General features: G+C 62.5%; 3 protein-coding genes. 2 read left to right on the plus strand and 1 reads right to left on the minus strand.

All coding sequences use genetic code 11. From position 1 onward, the window contains the following. A partial coding sequence (locus ACXRVY_RS20020; RefSeq protein WP_458238063.1) for a DUF1302 domain-containing protein occupies positions 1–429 on the minus strand: 429 nt, incomplete at its 3' end. A gap of 266 nt (positions 430–695) precedes the next feature. Between ACXRVY_RS20020 and ACXRVY_RS20025 the strand changes: the two genes are divergently transcribed. Together ACXRVY_RS20025 and ACXRVY_RS20030 are read left to right on the plus strand one after the other, a co-directional pair. Further along, positions 696–2,438 carry an FAD-binding protein gene (locus ACXRVY_RS20025; protein WP_458238064.1) on the plus strand — a complete coding sequence of 581 codons (1,743 nt, stop codon included), beginning with the start codon at positions 696–698 and terminating at the stop codon, positions 2,436–2,438. Beyond that, positions 2,435–3,313 (plus strand): SDR family NAD(P)-dependent oxidoreductase, encoded by an 879-nt coding sequence (locus tag ACXRVY_RS20030; protein WP_223463228.1) that lies wholly within the window; start codon positions 2,435–2,437, stop codon positions 3,311–3,313. Before ACXRVY_RS20025 ends, ACXRVY_RS20030 begins: the two co-directional genes overlap by 4 nt. Positions 3,314–3,695 lie beyond the last annotated feature (382 nt).

Genomic DNA, 3,695 nt, shown 5'->3' on the forward strand with positions numbered 1-3,695 from the left:
GTCCTGGGAGAAGCGGTCAGGCTGGCTGCAATGGCCGCCGGCAAAGCAGTTCGAGGTGCCGGTGGTGTTGTCGTTGTCCTGATCGTAGACGTTGTCGTAGAAACCGGTCGCCCGGACGAACACACCGTAGTCGTCCTGCCACTTGATGTTGGCTTCGGTGAGAAAGCCGCTGCGGTTGTTGATCAGGCTGCCTTTGTCGAACGCGTTGTCGCCGTCGTTGCCGTTGGCATTGGCGGTCAGTTTGTGATCGCGAGACTCGGTCCGCCAGGCGAGGCTGTACGTCAGTGTGGTGTCCCAGTCGATGCTCAAGTCTTCGCTCGGCTGAAAGCTCATGGCATTAACGTGAGCGCTTAGTCCGCCAGCCAGCATCAATAGAACAAGCTGTGTGCGAGGGTGCTGTGTTGGTGGGGCGATTATTGTTTTTATCATGTCGTCCTCATGGCCCAGGTCAGACCTGCCCGACCTGCATTTCTGGGGGGTGATTGGTACTGTGGGCGACTATGGAGTCACGACTTGTGCGCAACATCGTCCAAGCGGACTAAGCGATTTGTACGGGGCGGCCGCAGGTCTGGCCTTAGTCTTATCGGACGATGAACACCCGGCGCTTGCGGCGAACAATCCCGAGACCGACTGCACCGGGCGAAGATCCGGCGGTGGCGGTTTCTGCCTGATGGGCGCTGAACAAGGGTGATCGCATGAACGCTGCCGGGATCAAATGGGACGAGTGCTGTGATGTGTTGGTGATTGGCTCGGGAGCCGGGGGCATGACCGCTGCGCTGCGCGCCCACGACCTGGGCCTGAATGCGTTGCTGATCGAAAAGAGCGGCGAGTACGGCGGCACCTCGGCGGTGTCCGGCGGCGGCATCTGGATCCCCAATAACCACCGGATCAATGCGATCGGCGGTAGTGATTCGGCGGCCGAAGCGATTGCCTACATCCGCGCCGTGACCCATGGCGAGATCGACGACGGGCGCATCGAAGCCTATGTCGAGCACGGCCGGGAGATGGTCGAGTACCTGGAACAACACACCCGCGTGCGCTTCGAGGCGCAACCGCGTTACGCCGATTACTATCCGGAAGTCGAGGGCGGTAAACCGGGCTATCGCTCGATGGATCCGCAACCGTTCGATGCCGCCGAGCTCGGTGAAGAATTCCTGCGTATGCGTGCGCCGTCCCCCGGCACCCTGATGATGGGGCGCATGGCGATGACCATGAAAGAAGCGCAGGTGCTGCTGTGCCGTGGCCCAGGCTGGTTGCGCCTGACCCTGCGGGTGATGTGGCGCTACTGGCGGGATCGCGAGGGGCGGCGCTTGTCCCGCCGCGACCGTTTTCTGACCCTGGGCAATGCCTTGATCGGTGCCTTGCGCTGTTCGTTGCAGGATCGCGGCAAGTCGCTGTGGCTCAACTGTGCGCTGGAAGAGCTGCTGCTGATCGGCGAGCGGGTCGGCGGGGCGCGGGTCAATCGCAACGGTCAGTTGCTCAACGTCAAGGCACGTTACGGGGTGATCATCGCCGCTGGGGGCTTCGAGCGTAATCAGGCGATGCGTGAGCAGTACCTGCCACAGCCGTCCCAGGCGAACTGGAGTGCCACGCCGCCGAACAATACCGGCGACGGCATTCGCGCCGGCCAGGCCCTTGGCGCGCGGACCGCGTTGATGGAGCACAGCTGGTGGGCGCCGACCACTTACGTCAAGGGCGAAGAAAAACAGCGTGCGCTGTTCGTTGAACGCACCTTGCCGGGGTGCGTGATGGTCAACGCGGCGGGGGAGCGTTTCGTCAACGAAGCCGCGCCCTACACCGATATTGTTTACGCGATGTACGCCAACAACCGCGAAGGCGCCGTGAGCGTGCCGTGCTGGATGGTGTTCGACGCCGAGTTCCGCCGCAAATACCCGTGCGGCGCCTTGCTGCCGGGCTATGCCCAGCGCGATTGGCAATTGCCCGAGCATCTGCGTGATTACTTCCACAAGGCATCGAGTCTGGAAGAACTGGCGACGAAAATCGGCGTCGATTCTGGCGGGCTGGTGCGCACCGTGCAGCGCTTCAACGGCATGGCCGTGCAGGGCGTCGACGAGGATTTCCACAAGGGTGAGTCGCTGTTCGATCGCTACTACGGCGACCCGAACGTGCAACCCAATCCGTGCCTGGCGCCGTTGCTCAAGAGGCCGTTCTACGCCGTGCGCATCGACGCCGGCGACATCGGCACCAAGGGTGGCCTGCTGACCGACGTACACGCCCGCGTGCTGCACGAAGACGGAGAACCGATCAACGGCCTGTACGCCATCGGCAACAGCGCCGCCTCGATGATGGGCCGCACCTATCCGGGCGCCRGTTCGACCATCGGCCCGGCCATGACCTTCGGTTACCTGGCGGCCAATCACATCAAGCGCCAGAGCGAAACCGCGTCGGCGAAAGCCTTGTTCGGGAGTGTCGAATGAACAGTCAGCGTCCACAGATTGCCGTTGTGACCGGCGCCAGTCGCGGAGTGGGTCAGGGCATTGCCCTGGCCCTCGGGGCGGCGGGCATGACGGTGTATGTCACCGGTCGCGCCCCGGCGCAGGGCGGGTCGAACTTGTACGGACATGCCTTGAGCGGTTCGCTGGAGGACACCGCTGCGGCAATCACCGCTGCCGGTGGGCGCGGTATCGCGGTGGTCTGTGATCACGCCGATGACGCGCAGGTTCAGGCGCTGTTTACCCGAGTAGAAGCAGAGTGCGGGCATCTGGATTTGCTGGTCAACAACGCCGCGTTCATCCATGACCGGYTGATCGAGCCAGGGCCGTTCTGGGCCAAACCGCTGGAGCTGGTGCGCATTCTCGACGTCGGCCTGCGCTCGGCCTACATTGCCAGCTACTATGCGGCACCGCTGTTGCTGAAAAGTACTCAAGGCCTGATTTGCTTCACGTCGTCGTTCGGTGCCGGCTGCTACATGCATGGCCCGGCGTATGGCGCGCAAAAGGCCGGGGTCGATAAGCTGGCGGCGGACATGGCGATTGATTTCGAAGGGCAGGGTGTAGCGGCGTTGTCGCTGTGGCTCGGCCCGCAACTGACCGAACGCACCAGGATTGCCGGTGAGCAGCATGGCGAGCAGTACCAGGCGTTTCTGGCTCACGCCGAAACCCCACAGTTCAACGGGCGGGTGATTCATGCCTTGCTCAATGATCCACAGTTGATGGCGTTGTCCGGGCAGACCCTGATCACCGCCGAAATCGCCCCTGGTTATGGCATCAGCGAAGCCGAAGGCCGCCAGCCGCCGTCCCACCGCACCATGCTCGGCGACCCGCGTCAACAGCATCCGGCGCGGGTGGTTTAATTCAGAGTCAGTACGACATACACAAAACCCTGTGGGAGCGTGCTCGCGATGACGGCAGAACATTCAACATCTATGTTGACTGACCTGACGCTATCGCGAGCAAGCTCGCTCCCACAGTTGAACTGTGTCGGACACGAAATCTGTGTGTACCCTCGAACATTGTGGGAGCGAGCTTGGTCCGGGCGGCGTTCCGACGATGAGGCCGGCACATCCAGCATTGATGTTGGCTGACACTCCGCTWTCGCGAGCARGCTCGCTCCCACAGTTGAACTGTGTCGGACACGAAATCTGTGTGTACCCTCGAACATTGTGGGAGCGAGCTTGGTCCGGGCGGCGTTCCGACGATGAGGCCGGCACATCCAGCATTGATGTTGGCTGACAC

The sequence above is a fragment of the Pseudomonas sp. P5_A2_2 genome (assembly GCF_054177685.1).